Source organism: Collinsella sp. OF02-10 (assembly GCF_003463445.1).
In the GTDB taxonomy this organism is placed as follows: domain Bacteria; phylum Actinomycetota; class Coriobacteriia; order Coriobacteriales; family Coriobacteriaceae; genus Collinsella.
On record NZ_QSCW01000008.1, the window covers coordinates 43,921 to 59,525 of the forward strand.

The window sequence follows — 15,605 nt, forward strand, 5'->3', positions numbered from 1 at the left end:
TGGTTGTGATGTCTGATCGTTTGACGGTCCTGACGTCTAAGAGCGTCTTTACCGGTACGGGGGACCTGCCGTTTGAAGGTTTCGTAGCGGTCCGTGGCAATCGAATTGAGGCTGTTGGCACCAAGTGTGAGCTAGCTTCGTATTTGACCCAGGCGGACGAGGTAGTTGACCTGGGCGACCGCACCGTCATGCCTGGCCTGATCGATGTGCATACCTTCTATACAGGCTGGGCGCTGCGGACGTTGGGGCCTGATCTGTCCGGCATCGCTGATGCCAAAGAGGCCGTGTCGCTCTTGCGTGCATGGAAAGAAGATCATCCGGATTGCGCGGCGGCTTTTGGCCACAACCTACCCGAAACGTTGGCATCGGATGCCGAGAACGCAAATACGGCGGCTGTGTTTGACGATTGTTTTGGCGATATCCCTGTCGTCTGCTTTACACCGGGTGCGGAGACCTGCGTTCTCAATGCTGCCGCCAGTGCGCGATACGGCTTCACGCCCCAGGCGTGCTATGCCGAGAAGATCTGGCGCATGATGAACGATTTCCTCGCGCTGTCCGAGGTACGTGTGGGGTATTCGGACTACATGAGCATGCTTAACGAGCGCGGCGTTACCGCCATCAAGGAGATGGCGTTTGATGACTACTACGGTTTTGCCGACGAAATGGCTCGCCGTGAAGAATCTGGCGAGCTGACGGTTCGCGTCTCTATGATGTCGCAGCCGGTGGGTGCCGGTGCAAATCTGTCGTATGCTCGCGAGGCACGAGAGCGCTTCCGGGGACCGTTCGTTCGTTTTTCTGGCTTCAACCGTATGACCGATCGCGGCGTATGGGCGGGGCTTGCCGAGATGATTGACCCCTATGAGGACACGGCCGATGCGGGAGCTGCCGGCAAGACGGTTGTCGAGGAGCCCGAGTGGGATCTGATTGAGAACGAGCTGCGCGCAATTGATGCTGACGGCTTCCGATATTCCTTGCATTGCCAGGGCGATGGCGCCGTTCGTCGCACCGTGGCGCTCTATGCCTCGCTGCCTCGAGACGAGCATGGACGGTTGCTTCGCCGCCATGCGATTACCGATCTCGAGAACTCTGATCCGACCGATCTTGTCGAGTTTGGCAAGTTAGGTGGAATTTGCGAGGTCTATCCGCAGATTTTGACGCTGGACCGGCGCGAGGATTGCCTGTCGATGATGCGTCGACAAATTGGCGAGACGCGACTTATGCACAGCTGGAATCGCCGCGGCATGGAAGATTCCGGATGCACGGTGTGCTGTGGTACGGATTTGCCACTGCTGATTCCGAGCCTGGGCGAGTCAATCTACAGCGCGTGCGGTGGATACTTCGACGATGGACTGCCCGTGAATGAGGCCAACGCGCTGACGCTTGTCGAGCTCTTGCGTGCTTGGACTGCCGGGGGCGCGTACGATCTGATGCGCGAAGACGAACTGGGTACGCTTGAGGTCGGCAAGCTTGCCGATATCTGCGTGCTCGATCGGGATGTGTTCGACCTCGATTATCGCGACGCACGCGATCTTTCGGTTGATATGACGATGTCGGACGGACAAATCGTGTTCGATCGAAAAAAGGAGGCATAAGATGTCTGAATCCAAACCGACGCTGCGCCGCGAACAGATTGCGGGCATGAATATCCACTACATCATGTGGTCGCTCGATTACTTCCTTGATGTGCAGCAGCGTTTGGGCTTTGAGTCCATTGAGCTGTGGTGTGCGGAGCCGCATGTGACGCTCGACCACACGGGCTACTTTGAGGCTGAGGTCCTGGCGAAAAAGGCTGCAGACCGTGGGCTTAGGTATCGTACTCTGTGCCCCGAGAATGTTGTCTATCCTTGGCAGTACTGCGCACGCAAACCGCTGCATGAACAGCGCAGCCTGGCGTACTTTAAGCACGGCATTGAGCTTGCCGAGGTACTTGGGTGCGACCGTATGTCCGTCAACTCGGGCTGGGGCGACTGGGACGAGGACCGCGAGGAAGCCTGGAAGCGCAGCCGCGAGCACTTGTCCATTCTGGCGGAGTATGCCGGTGAGCACGGTCTGGTGCTTACGATGGAAAGCCTGCGTCCCGAGGAGAGCAACCTTGTAACGACGGTTTCCGATGCGAAGCGCATGATTGACGAGGTCGCGAGCCCGTACTTACAGCCCATGGTTGATACAACCGCGATGGGCGTTGCGGGCGAGACGCTCGAGGACTGGTTTGCCGCCTTTGGTGATGGGGCAATTCACGAGATGCACTTTATCGACGGTGACCCGTATGGCCATCTGGTGTGGGGCGATGGCAAGCACGATATGGACGCCTTCGTCGCCACGCTTAATGCCCATGGTTTCGATGGCATGCTGGGCCAGGAAATCACGGACGGGCGCTACTACGATGACCCGGCGGCGGCAGATGCCAAGAACATGGCCGCATTCGAGAAATATCTGATTGACTAAAACAACTATCGGCCACGCAGCCAACGTCATTGATTGCGGACCAAACAAGAAAGGAACTGGATATGAACGCACACGATCTGATCAAAGAGGCAATTGCCGAGAAGGGCAAGTTCGACAGCGTCTACTGGATTGCTTGCGGTGGCTCCATGATCGATTTGATCCCGGCTCATGAGCTTCTGCAGCGCGAGGCAACCACCTTCACTTCGTATATCTATACGGCTCGCGAGTTTGATATCATGCGCCCGCGCCGCTTGGGTGAGAAATCCCTGGTCATTGCTTGCAGCCACAGTGGCAACACCCCCGAGGTCGTCGAGGGCTGCGAGATTGCCCTTGCTGCCGGCGCTACGGTGATCGCCCAGACCGACAACGCTGGATCCAAGATTGACTCCGGCAAGTGGACCACGTGGGTCTACCCGTGGGGCGAGGGCGTGCCGCAGGCCGAGGTCCCCGCTGGCATTTCGCTGTCGCTTGCGGCCGAGCTGCTCGATCAGCAGGAGGGCTACGCCGATCTTGCCGATATGTATGCCGGTATCGCCGAGATGGATAAGATTCTTCCCCCGGCACGTGAGAAGGTAAATGCCGAGCTAGGTGATCGTTTTGCCAAGCTTTGCCAGGAGCACGAGTTCTTCTACATTCTGGGCAGCGGTCCCAACTTTAGCCAGACCTACGGTTTCGCTATCTGCTCTCTTATGGAGATGCAGTGGCAGCACTGCAGCTACATCCACTCTGCCGAGTACTTCCACGGCCCCTTCGAGGCTACTCAGGATGGCGTTTTTTACTTCCTGCAGATGGGCTCCAGCGAGTGCCGTGCTATGGACGAGCGCGCCCTTGCGTTCCTTAAGACGCATACCGATACGCTGATGGTGCTCGATGCCAAGGAGTACGGTATGGAAGCCGTGCCGGCGAGTGTCCGTGCCTATCTGGACCCGGTGCTGTTCTACGCCATGAACTGCGAGCTGCGTGCTGCACGCGGCAAGGTGTTTGATCACGATCCCGATTTCCGTCGCTATATGGGTGTTGTCGAGTACTAGAAGGGGCAAAGGCCATGGCATTTAACGTTAACGCGCTCGGATTTGGCGACAACGTCGTCGATCGCTACGAGCATATCCACACCATGTATCCCGGCGGCAATGCGGTGAACTTCGCCGTTTATGCCAAGAAATGCGGTGCCGCACGCTCTGCATACATGGGCATTTTTGGCAATGACGCCGCTGCCGAGCATGTCATTGCAAGCCTCGAGGATGAGGGTATCGAGCTTGACAAGTGCGAGCAGATGATTGGCGAGAACGGAGCGGCTCGCGTGACCGTCGTTGACGGTGACCGTGTCTTCCTCGGCTCCAACGAGGGCGGTATCCGTGGCGATGCGCGCTATGTTCTCGATCGCTTTGACCTTTCGTACATGAAGCAGTTCGATGTGGTTCATTCGGGCAACTATTGCTTCACCGAGCGCGAGCTGCCCAAGTTGAAGGCTGCGGGCGTCACGGTCTCTTTTGACTTTTCGGACGACTCCACCGACGAGTACTACGAGCAGATTGCGCCCTATGTCGATTTTGCTTTCTTTAGTGCGGCGGATGCCGCGAGTGAGGACGAGATTCGCGAGCGTCTGGCATGGGTGAAGGATCTGGGTCCGCGTTTTGTGTCGGCTACGGCGGGCGCCGAGGGCTGCATCGCTTACGACGGCGAGCGTTATTACCGCCAGCTGGCTAAACCGGTAACGGACATGAAGGACACCATGGGGGCGGGCGACTCGTTCCTCACCTCGTTTTTGATGTGCTATCTCGATTCCGCCAAGCGTGGTGAGGGTGGCGCCGAGGCCATCGAGCGCGCGCTCGACTTTGCTGCCGGGTTTGCCTCGACCGTGTGCGGCATGGAAGGTTCTTGGGGCCACGGAGCACCAATCGTCGAATAGCTTAAGAAAGCGTACGGCGGTCTGGCTATGAGGCCTTGGACAGCCGATGCAAAACAATAAGCGAAACGCGAAAAGGGGGCTCGCCATGTGGTGGGTCCCCTTTTGAACATTGGAGAAGACCATGGGTATTAAAGCGTGTGCGGCTGGTTTTTGCTGTGCGGACGTTTATCAAAACATCGGCGTGTTCTATCCGACTGGTAATGGCATTGACTGGGGTATCCATCTTGCACGAATGGGCGTTTCGGTATCCGCCGTGTCGGTTGTCGGCAAGGACGAGTACGGAGACAAGATGAGAGAGGCGCTGGCCGCCGAGGGGTTTGATATCTCTCATCTGCGGGTGGAGGATGGCGACACCTCGGTGATGCTCATGGCATTGAAAGACGGCGTCGATCGCGTGCATCTCGAGGCAATCGATGGCGTAATGGAGACATATCGTCCGAATGAAGATGACCGGGCGTTTATCCTAGAGCATGACATCATTCATACCGATCTGTTTGGCAATTGTTTGGACCTCCTGCCCGAGTGGCATAATGCGGGCAAGACGGTGGTTATGGACTTCTCGGTGTTCAGCCAGGATCCCGAATATGCCTGCGAGAATCATTTTCCCTACGTTGACTACGCATTTATGTCGTTTGAAGATGACACTCCGGAGCTGCGGGACTGGGTACGTCACGCGCAGGAATTGGGGCCGCGCGTTGCGGTTGCCACGCTTGGCGAGAAGGGAAGCATTGCCTATGACGGTGAGCGCTTCTATGAGTGCGGGATCGTGCCGGCGGAGAAGGTCGTTAATACCGTGGGTGCCGGCGACTCGTATATCGCCGGGTTTACCAAGGGCGTGATCGATGGCCTTGATATTCCGGCGTGTATGAAGGCGGGCGCTGAGCTGTCGTCCCGAGTGATTGGTTCGTTTGAGCCGTACTAGGGTCAAATGCCTGGAAAGGAGTACGAAATGGTTATCGACATGTTGGTCCATCCTATGCTCTACGGCGAGATCTGTACGCCGGGTGATGAGCCTGATGGATTCGGTTTTTGGTCACGAGAATTTGGTATGGGGCATATGGGCCCCATGGATTGGGATGAGCTTCAAGTCGAGATGGACGTCTGCGACGTGCAGAAGAGCGTGCTCATGCCGCTCGATGTAACCACGGCATGCGGAGGGCACTTTGGCACCAATGACCAGATTGCCATGCTGGTTGCCGCGCATCCCGATCGTCTGTGGGGATTTGCGAGCGTAGATCCGCAGGTGAGCGGTGCCGCAGGCGAATTGGAGCGCGCCTTTACCGAGTTGGGGGCAAAGGGGCTTTGCCTGCATCCGGCAAAGCAGGGTTTTGCCCCCGAAGATGCCGTGGCCGAGCCGCTTTACGAGCTGTGCGAGCGCTATAACAAGCCGGTGGTTTTTCATGCCGGTATGTCTTGGGAGCCGGGTGCAGAGCTCTCGCGCAGTAACCCGCTTGCATTTGAGCACACAATCGCAACGCATCCAAATGTGCGTTTTAGTTTGACCCACTTTGGCTGGCCCTGGGTGCGCGAGACCGTGGCGATGCTGCTCAAGTATCCCAACTGCTACACGGACACTTCTATCACTTACATCGATTCGCCCGAGGAGATGATGCAGCGTCTTTTCACGGTCGATATGGGGCCGCTGTGGTATGAGCGCGCGCTATCGCATCAAGTGATGTTCGCCAGCAATACGCCGCGCTTCCGTGCATTCAAACTCAAGCGGGCGCTCGATACCGTGCCCATGCGCGATGATGCGCGAGAAAGGCTCTACTGGGGTAATGCCCTGCGTTTTCTTGAAGGAGATGAGTAAACATGGTGACGCTCGAGACATTGAGCTATCTATCGACTGCTCCGGACCAGTTCATCGATATTACCGAAGACGTGCACGCTGCCATCGAACGCAGCTCGGTGACCAATGGCTTGGCGGCGATTATTTTGTCGCATACGACCTGTGGAATCGTGGTAAACGAGGGGCTGCCCTGCGTGGAGACGGATCTTATGGAGACGCTTGATCGCATCGCCCCACTCGATGCCCCCTATGCGCATGCACACTTCCTGCCGAGCTATGGAGCCACCGGCAACAACTCCTGTGGGCATATCAAGAGCATGATTTGTGGAAACAGTTGCTTCTTTCCCGTCCAAGATGGCCACATCGTGTGCGGAAGTGCCCAGAACATCTATCTTGCGGAGTTTGACGGTCCGCAGAAGCGAAAGGTGTACGTCGAGGTGCTGGGGGAGTAACGTCCCTGCAATAACCCTATGAAGGAGCACGTTATGTCGTTTCTAACTTCGATGTTCAAGAACGAAAAGCCGGTTATCGGAATGCTGCACCTGCGTCCTCTGCCGGGCGATCCGCTGTATTACCCGGGCGGAAGCGTATCGCAGGTCGTGGAAGCCGCCAAGCGCGATCTCGAGGCGTTGCAGCAGGGCGGTGTCGATGGCATTTTGATTACCAATGAGCTCTCGATGCCCTATGAGCAGCACGTTTCTCCCTCAACCCTTGCATCGATGGGCCATGTAATCGGGACTCTGTCCCATGATTTGTCGACCCCTTGGGGAGCTGAGGCAATTTACGATGGTGATGCCACAATCGAGCTGTGCGCTGCCGTCGATGCGCAGTTCACGCGCTGCAATTTTTGCGGTGCCTGGGCCGGTGATCTCGGGCTGATTAACCGAGATTTCGCTCACACCATGCGTCGCAAGGCGGCGCTGCGCCTGGACGACCTCAAGCTTTTTCATTTCATCACGAGCGAGGGGGAGGTTTATCTCAACGACCGCACGACTGCGGACATTGCCGATTCACTTCTCTTTAATTGCCTACCGGATGCGATGGTCATCGGCGGTTCGGCTGCCGGTCGTGGCGCTTCGGGCGAGCTTGCCGATGAGGTCCGCGAGCGTGTTGGCGAAGTACCTGTGGTATGTGGCACCGGTTGTCGCGAAAATACCGTGGCTGACGTATTTGCTCACTACGATGGCGCGTTTGTCGGCACGTGCTTAAAGCGCGACGGAAAGCTGGATGCCCCGGTTGATGTTGAGCGGGTAGTTCGTTTTATGGCTGCCGCTCGTGCGGCGCGAGGGGAGTAGGCACCTATGGCGCTCTATCTGGGTATTGATATTGGGACAAGCGCCTCTAAAGGCGTTTTAATCGATGATCGATGCAACATCGTTTGCCAAGCCTCTTGTGGACACGAGACGGACAACCCGCGTGATGGATGGTATCAGCATGATGCGGAGGCAGTTTGGTGGGGCGATTTTTGCCGCTTGTCGCGCGAGCTGGTGGTGCGATCGGGGGTTAACGCGGCGCAGATTGGATGCGTGGGCCTTTCCGCATTGGGTTGCGACTGCGTGCCGGTCGATACCGAGTGCAACGCGCTGGCGCCCGCGATTTTGTATGGAGTCGATGCACGTTCGAAGCCGCAGATTGACGAGCTCCTTTCCGAATATGGGTCAGATCGCGCACGCGAGCTTTTCGGGCACGATCCCTGTTCGTCAGATATTGCTCCCAAGATCTTGTGGTTTAAGCAGAATATGCCCGAGGTGCACGAACGTGCCGCGAAGTTCCTGACGGCGTCATCGTTTCTATGCGCAAAGTTGACGGGGCGTTTTACGGTGGACCGTTATTTAGCGGAGGATTTTCTTCCCCTATATGACCGCTACACTTGGAAGGTTGATGCTCGGGAATGTGCTCGTTTCTGCCGGCCTGACCAGATGGCGGAGGTAATGTCGGCTACCGATATTGCCGGGGTGATTACGCAGTGTGCGGCTGAGGCGACGGGGCTCGCGGCAGGGACACCTGTCTTAGTGGGAACGGGCGACTCTGGTGCCGAGGCCATTTCGACGGGTGTATTTCGTCCCGGCGATATGATGGTTCAGTTGGGGAGCGCGGCGTATTTCATCTACCTAGCTGATCATATGGTCGATGATGCCCGCCTGTGGCCAGGGACGTTTATCATTCCCGGAACTTACGGGATCTGCGCGGGGACCAATACGGCGGGTGCGCTCACATCGTGGTTGCGCCAAGAGCTGTATCGCGACGCCGTGGAGGCCGAGGGCCACGGTGGCCCCGATGCATATTCGGTTATGGCGCATGATGCCGCCGATGTGGCGCCGGGTGCCGATGGGCTCGTGTGTCTGCCGTACTTTGCGGGGGAGCGTACTCCGCTCAACGATCCCGAGGCGCGTGGCGTCTTCTTTGGCCTGACCGGAAGGCATACGCGAGCCCATATGGTTCGCGCCGCCTTGGAAGGCGTCGCGTATACCGTTGCATCCCATGTCGACATTATCGAGCGAGAGCATGGACTGCCAATTGGGCGCATTATGCTTGTCGGAGGTGGAACCAAGAATCCAGTTTGGATGCAGGCTATCGCCGACGTATGCGGGCGCGAGGTCTCGGTTGCCAAGGTTACGGTGGGCGCATGCTTCGGTGATGCCATCATGGCAGCTCTCGCAGGTGGCGCCTATGCATCATGGGATGAACTCGCCCAAGTCCTTGGCGTTGCGCAAACAATCGTGCCCGATATGGCTGCCCACGAGTTATATGCGTCGCGTCGTCATATCTTTGACGAATTGTATGCACGCAACTGTGATCTCATGCACGAATTGGTGTAATGCTGCCGAATTGTACTGCCTTCCAATAGGGACTGCGTTGTGTGATTCGCATGTCCCTTGGCATTTTTTGCCCACAGGGGTTAGCGAAGGTCAAATACAGAGTGCGCATTTGCTAAAACTGCCGATTCGATGCGCTTTATGTCACAGTTTTTGAGTGAGGCGATGTGTTCCGAGGTCCTTGTGAGCGATCTGATGAGCGACTGCGCGCTTGTTTCTGTGTTTGGCTCGGCCGGCGCATCGGTCTCGAGCAGTAGACGGTCGAGTGGAATCTGTCGGGCATATTCACGTCCACGTTTAGACGCAAGCATGCGTTCGTTGACGGAAAAATTACAGCTCGCATTACGCGCGCGGACGAGTTCGTCCGAAGTGCCGCTAAACCAGTGGAAGATGATAACGGGGGAGTCGGAGTTTGGGATGAGTAGTCCATGCGATTCGAGGACGTCCAGTACGGCTCCCGCTGAACGAACGGCGTGAATTGATATCACGCGCCCGGTAAGAGGATGCTGCACGAGTGTATCGCAGAGCCGGTTAAGTGCCTGTATTTGTAGCAGCTCACTTCCAGCAAAGCGCGCGGAAAAGTCGAGTCCGACTTCGCCGATATAGCGCTCTTGGGCAGCAACTTCGCAAAGCAGATTGACTTCGGCAGGACCGCAGCGGCCGTCGGCGAGCCACCAGGGATGGAGGCCGGCGCCCGCGATAATGTTTGGGTGGCGGCTGGCCCGCTTTTTTGCTGCCGCGAAGTCGCGTGGGTCGACCCCGCAGTCAAAGAGCCCCAGACCCAACGCCGCCGACTCGCTGGCTGCAGCATCGGGGCTGAGCATCAAATCAAGATGACAATGCGTGTCAAAGAATCGCGGTTCCATCGCAGGACATCCTGCTAGTCCAGGCGCTGGCCATCGGAGCGTACGCGTTCGGTGCCGCGCCCGCTGATCTGGCGGATAACCTCGCCGGCAATCATTTGACCCATGATGGGCGGCATAAAACTGGCAGTTCCCAGCTCGGTGCGCTCGTGGATGTTGGAAGGGTCGCGGGGCTGTGTCTTAACCGATTCCTCGCAGCTAAACAGTACATGTAGGCTCTTGATTCTGCGCTTCTTACATTCTTTGCGCATAATGCGGCTCATGGGGTCACGTACCGTATCGAAGATGTCGGCAAAGCGGAGGCACTCGGGATGGAGTTTGTTGGCCCCGCCCATGGAGCTAACCAAACGGATGCCATGGTCCTGAGCATATTTGGCAATGGTGAGCTTGGCCGAGATGGTGTCGATGGCGTCGACGACGTAGTTGAGCTTGCCGCCCGTCTGCTCCAAAACGCTCGCGAAGAAATCATCGATGTTGTCGCTCAGCAGGTATTCGGTGCGCTTGATAACGCTGGCGGCGGGATTGATGTCGTGGATCATGGCTTCCATCACGTCAACCTTGCGCTTGCCGATGGTGCTATGAAAGGCGATGGCCTGGCGGTTGATGTTGCTGGGCGCGATGATGTCCTTGTCCAGGATCACAAAATGGCCGATGCCGCCGCGCGCGAGCGCTTCGCAGCAGTTGGATCCCACGCCGCCACAGCCCAGCACCAGCACCGTGGCGTTGGCGAGTTTATTGAGCGCCTCGCGGCCCATGATGATCTCGAGCTTGGTGTCGCGTGTCTCGGCGGGAGCTGCGGCTGCGGTTTCGGTCATAGATGTCCTCCGATGGGGAAGCGGATCGTGTTTGGGCTATCGCCATTATAGGGATTATCACGATTCCATTTGGGCCCTAGGGGCTTGTTGAAATGAGATCGGGATTCGCATAAGATGAAGCAGATGGCACCCGTTGCCGCGGGTTAGCCAACTCCGAAACACGTTTATGGCGTGAGAAGTGGCCGTCTTCGCATTACGCGGAGGCGGCTATTTTTTTTGAGTACAAGATTAGATAGTTAGACAAACATCTAAATAACGAGTATAGTGTGCGCGTCGTGAGAGATAGTGAGAGGAGGTCCTATGCCGGGAGAGGGTTTTAAAGCGCTGGCCGATCCTACACGACGTCACATTTTGGAACTGCTGCGCGAGGGCAATTGTACGGCCGGGGAGCTTGCCGAGCATTTTGACATTAGCAAGCCGTCATTGAGCCATCACTTGGCGACGCTCAAAAACGCCGGGTTGGTGACCGACGAGCGCCATGGCCAAAACATCGTTTACAGCTTAAACACCACCGTCATGCAGGACTTGATTGGCTGGTTTATGGGCTTTACAAACACGGAAGGTGATAAGGATGAATAACGAAAACAAGGGCATTCACCCCACGGGGGTATCGTCGCGCGTGTGGATTGCGCTGGTCGTTCTGTGCGTCGCCAATGTCGTAGCGCACCTCATGGTGATGCCGAGCTTGCCTGCACAGATTCCCACGCACTGGGGCGCGAACGGCGCCGTCGATGGTTGGGGTCCTAGCTGGATGGCCTCCGCGCTCGGCGTGCTGCCTCTGGCGCTTCTCGCAATGTTCTGCGTGGTGCCGCGCATCGATCCCAAAGGTGAGGCATATCGAACCTCGGGTAAGTTCTATCAGGGCTTCGTAATTGCCTTCACCTTGTTCATGTGCGCCATAAGCTGGCTGGGAGAGCTTACGGTCTGGGGCGTGGTGCCGGCGGTCGGTTCGGTCAACGTGCTGATTTCCGGTGCTGTCGGTTTGCTGTTCATCGGCGTAGGCAACTACTTGCCGCGTGTGAAGCAGAACTATACGCTCGGTATCAAGACGCCCTGGGCGCTTGCCGATCCCGAGAACTGGCGCCGTACGCAGCGCTTTGGCGGTGCCTGCTTTATGGTGCTGGGTGTTGGCCTGATTGTGATGGGCGTGGCGGGCAGCGTGCTTTCGAGTGAAGTCGTCGCCGCGGTGATTGCGGCTCTGGCGTTTGGTTCGGCCGGAGCTGCCTACGCCTATTCGTATCTGCTGTGGCGTAAATCGCAGCGAGCCGTTCGCTAAGGTTGCGGAAAACTAGCGTACGCAGTTCATAGTATGTTCCGGGGGACTTTTCCCAGGTAGTATTAGGGGGTGTGGGCAACCATGCCCCTTTTTCGTTAAGTTTCAGAGCTGGTTTTCTCATTTCGTTTCCACTAAAGCGAATCAAGAATAGGGAAACAGCAGGTAGAAAGGATAGGACAGACATATGGCGGAGTTTATCTACCAGATGTATCAGGCTCGCAAGGCCCATGGCGACAAGGTAATCCTTGACGACGTGACCCTGAGCTTCTACCCCGGTGCCAAGATCGGCGTCGTGGGTCCCAACGGCATGGGCAAGTCGACCCTGCTCAAGATCATGGCCGGCATTGAGGAGGTCTCCAACGGCGATGCCAGGCTCACCCCCGGCTACACCGTGGGTATCCTGCAGCAGGAGCCGCCGCTCGACGACGACAAGACTGTCATCGAGAACGTGCGCATGGCGTTTGGCGATATGATCGCCAAGGTCGATCGCTTCAATAAGATCGGCGAGGAGATGTGCGACCCGGATTGCGACATGGACGCCCTTATGGCCGAGATGGGCAAGCTCCAGGACGAGATCGATGCCGCCGACGGCTGGGATATCGATTCCAAGCTCGGCCAGGCCATGGACGCCCTGCAGCTGCCCGATTCCGACATGCCGGTCAACGTGCTCTCTGGCGGCGAGCGCCGTCGCGTGGCCCTGTGCAAGCTGCTGCTCGAGGCTCCCGACCTGCTGCTGCTCGACGAGCCCACGAACCACCTGGACGCCGAGTCGATCCTGTGGCTCGAGCACTTCCTGCACAACTACCAGGGCGCGGTGCTTGCCGTCACACACGATCGCTACTTCCTGGATAACGTTGCCGAGTGGATCTGCGAGGTCGACCGCGGTCACCTTTATCCCTACAAGGGCAATTACTCCACGTATCTGGAGACCAAGGCCGCGCGTATCGAGGCCCAGGGCAACCGTGACGCCAAGCTCGCCAAGCGCATGGAGGCCGAGCTCGAGTGGGTACGCAGCTCGCCCAAGGCTCGCCAGGCCAAGAACAAGGCCCGTCTGGCTCGCTACGAGGAGATGGAGGCCGAGGCCCGCGCAAGCCAGAAGCTCGACTGGACCGACATCCGCATCCCTGTGGGCCCGCGTCTGGGCAACAAGGTGCTCGAGGCCCATCACCTGCACAAGGAGTTCGATGGCCGTGTGCTCATCGACGATCTTTCGTTTACGCTGCCGCGCAACGGCATCGTGGGCGTGATCGGTCCCAACGGCGTGGGCAAGACCACACTGTTCAAGACGATTGTGGGTCTGGAGCCGCTGACTTCGGGCGAGCTCGAGGTGGGCGAGACCGTCAAGATTTCTTACGTCGACCAGAACCGTTCCGGCATCGACCCCGATAAGAACCTATGGGAGGTCGTCTCGGACGGCCTGGACCACATGATGGTGGGCGAGACCGAGGTTCCGAGCCGCGCTTATGTGGCGAGCTTTGGCTTTAAGGGCCAGGACCAGCAGAAGCGCGCTGGCGTGCTCTCCGGCGGCGAGCGCAACCGTCTGAACTTGGCGCTTACGCTCAAGCAGGGCGGCAACCTGCTGCTCCTCGACGAGCCTACGAACGACCTCGACGTCGAGACGCTGTCCTCGCTCGAAGCGGCGCTGCTCGAGTTCCCGGGCTGCTCGGTGGTCATTAGCCACGATCGTATGTTCCTGGACCGCGTCGCCACGCACATTCTGGCGTGGGAGGGCACCGACGAGAATCCGGGCAACTGGTATTGGTTCGAGGGCAATTTCGAGGCCTATCAGGCCAACCGTATCGAGCGCTTGGGCGAGGACGCAGCCCAGCCGCATCGTATTCACCGCAAGCTCACGCGTGACTAGTAGCAAGTAGAAAGGCCGCCAGCAAGGGCGGCCTTTCTTGTAGCAATTGCACTGCAGCTATGCCCTGGCTGCTGGTTTGATTCATAATCAAAGTCATCTCTTTGGGATTAAAGCCCGTTTTTGCTATGAGTGATTTTCTAATTCCGTTTAAAACGTAAAGACGTATTGGGTTACAAGGACATAAGCAAATCGAATTGAAATATAACCAGTGCTGTAACGTTACAAAAAAGGTTATAGAATAGGAGTATCTTATAAGTCGCTCCTCTAGAAAGAAGAACATATGCTTTCGCGTCGTCGTTTTCTGCAACTTGTCGCGTCTTCAATTGTCGCCTTAGCCGCACGTCCGAAAGAGGTTTTTGCTTCGACGGGCAATATTGATGGTGAGCAGATACAATTTACTTCAGAAATTGCGCAAGAGCTTGCCGATAAATATATAAAGGGACTCCTCGGCTCTTCGTATACGCCTTCTGACCCTATTCCTTTTGTAGACGTTGATGGGTCCCCGCTTGGCTACATTGTTCCGGTTGTGACATTCAATAGAGCCGCGGGCTATTTGGTTTTAGATGCTTCAGATGATGAAATACTTACGGGATATCGTTTTGGAGACGGCTTAGTCAGCCCTATGGATCGGGGAGGAGATCTTGGTGTTGAGTCTTATTCTTTCAATAACCCAGTCGTAATGATCAATCCATTCGAATTCGGTGTGCAATCTTTGGACGGTTCAATAACAACAAATTGCGGAAGAACAATCCCGGCTGTTTCCATAGAAGGACGGCCTGTCGTTTTATCGAATAAACCTTCAAGCTGGAACGATGTCGTAATTTACGCAACTCAAATGCAGGATTACACAGTATCTGGATTTCGTTCCATTTCTCAGTTTATGTCATATGATGAAAGCGAGATTAAGAGGCTTACTGCCCACTATGCTTGTATGGTGACCGCTTTTTCGAACGTTGCGGAACTGTATGGCATTGCCAATTTATATAGCGACCCTTCGCAATATATGCAGATATGGAATTACACCAATACCCATGCTCTTTCCGCTGAAGAACAGACTGTTCCCGGCGTTGTTTTGGGCGGAACGCCGATATCAACCTGTGCAACGGGGTTTACAAATTACTGCGCAAGCAGAGGAAGTGCTCTTATCGCCCGCACTGTCTCCTCTCCGGCTATCGCGAGCATTCAAAATGAGATTAACTCTAATAGACCGAATGTTTTACATGCGAGTTTGTACAACGGATCAGCCCATTCTGTAACAGCGGAGGCTTACGCCACACTTACTGGTAAGAAAACTGGAGAGACAAGGCAGATGATTGGCATAGCGGACGGCTGGAATTCATCTTTATCCTTCCTGAAGTATGATCAGAGCTATTATGCGTGGACTTATGGAACGACTTTTTCGAAGTAGGGCGATTCGTCTAGCTCTGTCTTTGGTGCTGATGGCTTCATTGGTGGGCTGTTCAACAAAGGAAGAGATATCGCGCGGAGGTTCCGGAGAAGTGACTGCGACAGACTCAGGTTCATTAGAAATAGCTGGCGGGCATGCCGATGTGATGTTACAAGGAAAAGGCGTGCTTAGGTCGAATGATGCTGAAGACGCTGTCTGCTCAATAGAGGATTTGAAGACAGGTGAAACTGCATCGTACCGAGTTTCAGATAATGCTGCGAATATGATTGAGTCGATACCGACCGGAGCGCAGGTTTCTTTTAGATACTTTGCTCCGCAACTTGAGGATGAGCTTGCTTCTCTGGTGTCTATATGCGCCGATGACAACTAAAAGGCCTGAATTCAAACGGCCTCGGATGGTCAATTGGCTATCCGAGGCCG

General features: G+C 56.4%; 16 protein-coding genes. 14 read left to right on the forward strand and 2 right to left on the reverse strand.

Annotated elements, in window-relative coordinates; all coding sequences use genetic code 11:
• Positions 1 to 8: 8 nt before the first annotated feature.
• The 9 genes from DXA43_RS05425 to DXA43_RS05465 all read left to right on the forward strand — a co-directional run bounded on the left by DXA43_RS05425 (position 9) and on the right by DXA43_RS05465 (position 8,962).
• Entirely contained in the window at positions 9 to 1,592 is a 1,584-nt protein-coding gene (locus tag DXA43_RS05425) for an amidohydrolase (protein WP_117806483.1), read from the forward strand.
• A 1-nt stretch (position 1,593) separates the two neighbouring features.
• Positions 1,594 to 2,445, forward strand: coding sequence for a sugar phosphate isomerase/epimerase (locus DXA43_RS05430; protein ID WP_117629752.1), 852 nt, complete (start codon positions 1,594 to 1,596; stop codon positions 2,443 to 2,445).
• Between the two features lie 62 nt (positions 2,446 to 2,507).
• A complete protein-coding gene (locus tag DXA43_RS05435) occupies positions 2,508 to 3,476 on the forward strand; it encodes an SIS domain-containing protein (RefSeq protein ID WP_022094440.1) in 969 nt (322 codons plus the stop codon).
• 14 nt (positions 3,477 to 3,490) lie between these two features.
• Positions 3,491 to 4,354, forward strand: coding sequence for a PfkB family carbohydrate kinase (locus DXA43_RS05440; protein WP_117806484.1), 864 nt, complete (start codon positions 3,491 to 3,493; stop codon positions 4,352 to 4,354).
• A gap of 121 nt (positions 4,355 to 4,475) precedes the next feature.
• The gene (gene frlD, locus DXA43_RS05445) at positions 4,476 to 5,276 is read left to right on the forward strand and encodes a fructoselysine 6-kinase (protein WP_117806516.1); all 801 of its coding nucleotides are present in this window, start codon (positions 4,476 to 4,478) and stop codon (positions 5,274 to 5,276) included.
• Between the two features lie 27 nt (positions 5,277 to 5,303).
• Positions 5,304 to 6,164, forward strand: a complete 861-nt coding sequence (locus tag DXA43_RS05450; protein WP_233540025.1) for an amidohydrolase family protein — start codon at positions 5,304 to 5,306, stop codon at positions 6,162 to 6,164.
• 2 nt (positions 6,165 to 6,166) lie between these two features.
• Positions 6,167 to 6,595: a secondary thiamine-phosphate synthase enzyme YjbQ gene (locus tag DXA43_RS05455; RefSeq protein WP_006234356.1), complete on the forward strand. Its 429-nt coding sequence runs from the start codon at positions 6,167 to 6,169 to the stop codon at positions 6,593 to 6,595.
• A gap of 33 nt (positions 6,596 to 6,628) precedes the next feature.
• A complete protein-coding gene (locus DXA43_RS05460) occupies positions 6,629 to 7,438 on the forward strand; it encodes a BtpA/SgcQ family protein (RefSeq protein WP_233540026.1) in 810 nt (269 codons plus the stop codon).
• A gap of 6 nt (positions 7,439 to 7,444) precedes the next feature.
• Positions 7,445 to 8,962: an FGGY-family carbohydrate kinase gene (locus DXA43_RS05465; protein ID WP_117806487.1), complete on the forward strand. Its 1,518-nt coding sequence runs from the start codon at positions 7,445 to 7,447 to the stop codon at positions 8,960 to 8,962.
• 80 nt (positions 8,963 to 9,042) lie between these two features.
• On the opposite strand, the gene DXA43_RS05470 is transcribed toward DXA43_RS05465, so the two are convergent.
• On the reverse strand, positions 9,043 to 9,825 hold the full coding sequence (locus DXA43_RS05470) for a TatD family hydrolase (protein ID WP_117806488.1): 783 nt from the start codon (positions 9,823 to 9,825) through the stop codon (positions 9,043 to 9,045).
• 14 nt (positions 9,826 to 9,839) lie between these two features.
• Positions 9,840 to 10,637 carry a ThiF family adenylyltransferase gene (locus DXA43_RS05475; protein WP_117806489.1) on the reverse strand — a complete coding sequence of 266 codons (798 nt, stop codon included), beginning with the start codon at positions 10,635 to 10,637 and terminating at the stop codon, positions 9,840 to 9,842.
• A 300-nt stretch (positions 10,638 to 10,937) separates the two neighbouring features.
• Here DXA43_RS05475 and DXA43_RS05480 point away from each other — a divergent pair, with 300 nt between their 5' ends.
• From DXA43_RS05480 to DXA43_RS10195, 5 genes are all read left to right on the forward strand, one after another.
• Positions 10,938 to 11,216: an autorepressor SdpR family transcription factor gene (locus DXA43_RS05480; RefSeq protein WP_117794490.1), complete on the forward strand. Its 279-nt coding sequence runs from the start codon at positions 10,938 to 10,940 to the stop codon at positions 11,214 to 11,216.
• A complete protein-coding gene (locus DXA43_RS05485) occupies positions 11,209 to 11,913 on the forward strand; it encodes an SdpI family protein (protein ID WP_117806490.1) in 705 nt (234 codons plus the stop codon). Before DXA43_RS05480 ends, DXA43_RS05485 begins: the two co-directional genes overlap by 8 nt.
• 184 nt (positions 11,914 to 12,097) lie before the next feature.
• A complete protein-coding gene (gene ettA / locus DXA43_RS05490; protein ID WP_055251458.1) occupies positions 12,098 to 13,777 on the forward strand; it encodes an energy-dependent translational throttle protein EttA in 1,680 nt (559 codons plus the stop codon).
• 280 nt (positions 13,778 to 14,057) lie between these two features.
• Positions 14,058 to 15,185 carry a hypothetical protein gene (locus DXA43_RS10190; RefSeq protein WP_147344724.1) on the forward strand — a complete coding sequence of 376 codons (1,128 nt, stop codon included), beginning with the start codon at positions 14,058 to 14,060 and terminating at the stop codon, positions 15,183 to 15,185.
• Positions 15,186 to 15,216: 31 nt separating this feature from the next.
• Positions 15,217 to 15,555: a hypothetical protein gene (locus DXA43_RS10195; protein ID WP_147326362.1), complete on the forward strand. Its 339-nt coding sequence runs from the start codon at positions 15,217 to 15,219 to the stop codon at positions 15,553 to 15,555.
• Positions 15,556 to 15,605: the final 50 nt, after the last annotated feature.

Excerpts from the sequence above, each read along its gene's own strand:
- DXA43_RS05450 (WP_233540025.1), top strand. The coding sequence starts at position 5,304 with ATGGTTATCGACATGTTGGTCCATCCTATGCTCTACGGCGAGATCTGT.
- DXA43_RS05485 (WP_117806490.1), top strand. The coding sequence starts at position 11,209 with ATGAATAACGAAAACAAGGGCATTCACCCCACGGGGGTATCGTCGCGC.
- ettA (WP_055251458.1), top strand. The coding sequence starts at position 12,098 with ATGGCGGAGTTTATCTACCAGATGTATCAGGCTCGCAAGGCCCATGGC.
- DXA43_RS05440 (WP_117806484.1), top strand. The coding sequence starts at position 3,491 with ATGGCATTTAACGTTAACGCGCTCGGATTTGGCGACAACGTCGTCGAT.
- DXA43_RS10190 (WP_147344724.1), top strand. The coding sequence starts at position 14,058 with ATGCTTTCGCGTCGTCGTTTTCTGCAACTTGTCGCGTCTTCAATTGTC.
- DXA43_RS05480 (WP_117794490.1), top strand. The coding sequence starts at position 10,938 with ATGCCGGGAGAGGGTTTTAAAGCGCTGGCCGATCCTACACGACGTCAC.
- DXA43_RS05425 (WP_117806483.1), top strand. The coding sequence starts at position 9 with ATGTCTGATCGTTTGACGGTCCTGACGTCTAAGAGCGTCTTTACCGGT.
- DXA43_RS05470 (WP_117806488.1), bottom strand. The coding sequence starts at position 9,825 with ATGGAACCGCGATTCTTTGACACGCATTGTCATCTTGATTTGATGCTC.
- DXA43_RS05455 (WP_006234356.1), top strand. The coding sequence starts at position 6,167 with ATGGTGACGCTCGAGACATTGAGCTATCTATCGACTGCTCCGGACCAG.
- DXA43_RS05475 (WP_117806489.1), bottom strand. The coding sequence starts at position 10,637 with ATGACCGAAACCGCAGCCGCAGCTCCCGCCGAGACACGCGACACCAAG.
- DXA43_RS05430 (WP_117629752.1), top strand. The coding sequence starts at position 1,594 with ATGTCTGAATCCAAACCGACGCTGCGCCGCGAACAGATTGCGGGCATG.
- DXA43_RS10195 (WP_147326362.1), top strand. The coding sequence starts at position 15,217 with ATGGCTTCATTGGTGGGCTGTTCAACAAAGGAAGAGATATCGCGCGGA.
- frlD (WP_117806516.1), top strand. The coding sequence starts at position 4,476 with ATGGGTATTAAAGCGTGTGCGGCTGGTTTTTGCTGTGCGGACGTTTAT.
- DXA43_RS05465 (WP_117806487.1), top strand. The coding sequence starts at position 7,445 with ATGGCGCTCTATCTGGGTATTGATATTGGGACAAGCGCCTCTAAAGGC.
- DXA43_RS05435 (WP_022094440.1), top strand. The coding sequence starts at position 2,508 with ATGAACGCACACGATCTGATCAAAGAGGCAATTGCCGAGAAGGGCAAG.
- DXA43_RS05460 (WP_233540026.1), top strand. The coding sequence starts at position 6,629 with ATGTCGTTTCTAACTTCGATGTTCAAGAACGAAAAGCCGGTTATCGGA.